Source organism: Methanoregula sp. (genome assembly GCF_002835825.1).
In the GTDB taxonomy this organism is placed as follows: domain Archaea; phylum Halobacteriota; class Methanomicrobia; order Methanomicrobiales; family Methanospirillaceae; genus Methanoregula.
This window is the reverse complement of the sequence record NZ_PIZH01000723.1, coordinates 1-1,092: the sequence shown is the minus strand read 5'-3', so window position 1 is coordinate 1,092 and position 1,092 is coordinate 1. Positions and strand designations below refer to the sequence as shown.

Genomic DNA, 1,092 nt, shown 5'->3' with positions numbered 1-1,092 from the left:
AACCGCTGGTGACGATCGGCAGCTTCCTTTTTGCCCTCGCGTTCGCGATCTATCCCCTGCGGGAGATGTACATGGTCTCGGCTCCTGTCCTGTCGGTGATAGGGCCGGTTCTCTGTGCCGGTTTCGCGCTCATCGTTATCGGCCTCTTCTCCGGTTCCCCCGGCCCGGCAACACCGGAATGAACCGGAACCCCCCCCTTTTTTCCGGCAGCACAAGACGATCCCGGGCATCCTTAGAAAAGAGTCTCCCGAAAAACCCCGTAAAACGCCCGGATTGGCAAACGGACGAAGGGCACTTTTTCGTGGAGTGGAAATGTGGTCCACGCCGATGGAGAAATTCCGATTTCGGGGCCCGTTTCCAAATTGCGGCGATTTTACTCCCACTTCAACCTGCTAAATAGCGGGCGTCCGGCGCCCCCTTTTTTTGGACGTATTTCAGGACGCCCAAAAAGAACCCCTGTCCGGTGGCTTCTATGACCGTTTTAGAGGAGGTCTTGTTAACCAGTGTTATCGAACTTTTCGCTGTCCCCGTATCCGGCTGCCTTGCGGCATGGCTCCGGAACCTTTTTTGACGCAGGCACCCGATATTCTCGCAGGAGTGCGTATGTTTTCATGTGGCTTGAACTGCTGACGCTGATCATCGGTATCGCATTCGGATTTTTCCACAAAGGAAAGGAAGACTACTGGGGGATTCTCCGGAACGGTGCGGCCCTTGGGTTCGTCATTGGCATCCTTGCCGTACTTATCTCGATGTTCCTCTCTCCCGGCACCACCAGCCTGAGCTTTGTTTTCCCGGGAATTTTCGGCACGATCCTCGTGATCATCGTCTTTGTTATCATCATGGTCGCGGGAACATTCATCGGAGACTGGCTGGAAAAAATTCTGAAAAAATAATTTTTTCCAGTACAGAAAATTTTTCAAATTTTTCTCAAATCTTTTTTCACCGGCATCCGGCCGCACGCATTTAATTCATGGCGACCAACGGTGATCCGGAAAACAATATGAAGATCCTTGCCATCAACGGGAGCCCCCGGACACTCCGGAGCACCACACGCCACCTTGCCCAGTTTGTTCTTGATGGAGCCGCTGAAGC

Annotated in this window: 2 protein-coding genes; both read left to right on the top strand. The window is 53.1% G+C overall.

Annotation, left to right across the window (positions count from 1 at the left end):
• Positions 1-182, top strand: a 182-nt coding sequence (locus CW742_RS14710; RefSeq protein ID WP_292421680.1) for a hypothetical protein, incomplete at its 5' end; no start/stop codon positions are given.
• A gap of 429 nt (positions 183-611) precedes the next feature.
• Positions 612-893: a hypothetical protein gene (locus CW742_RS14705; protein ID WP_292421679.1), complete on the top strand. Its 282-nt coding sequence runs from the start codon at positions 612-614 to the stop codon at positions 891-893.
• Positions 894-1,092: the final 199 nt, after the last annotated feature.

Bases quoted from the DNA above. Each gene is read 5' to 3' on its own strand.
- CW742_RS14705 (WP_292421679.1), top strand. From the start codon at position 612: ATGTGGCTTGAACTGCTGACGCTGATCATCGGTATCGCATTCGGATTT.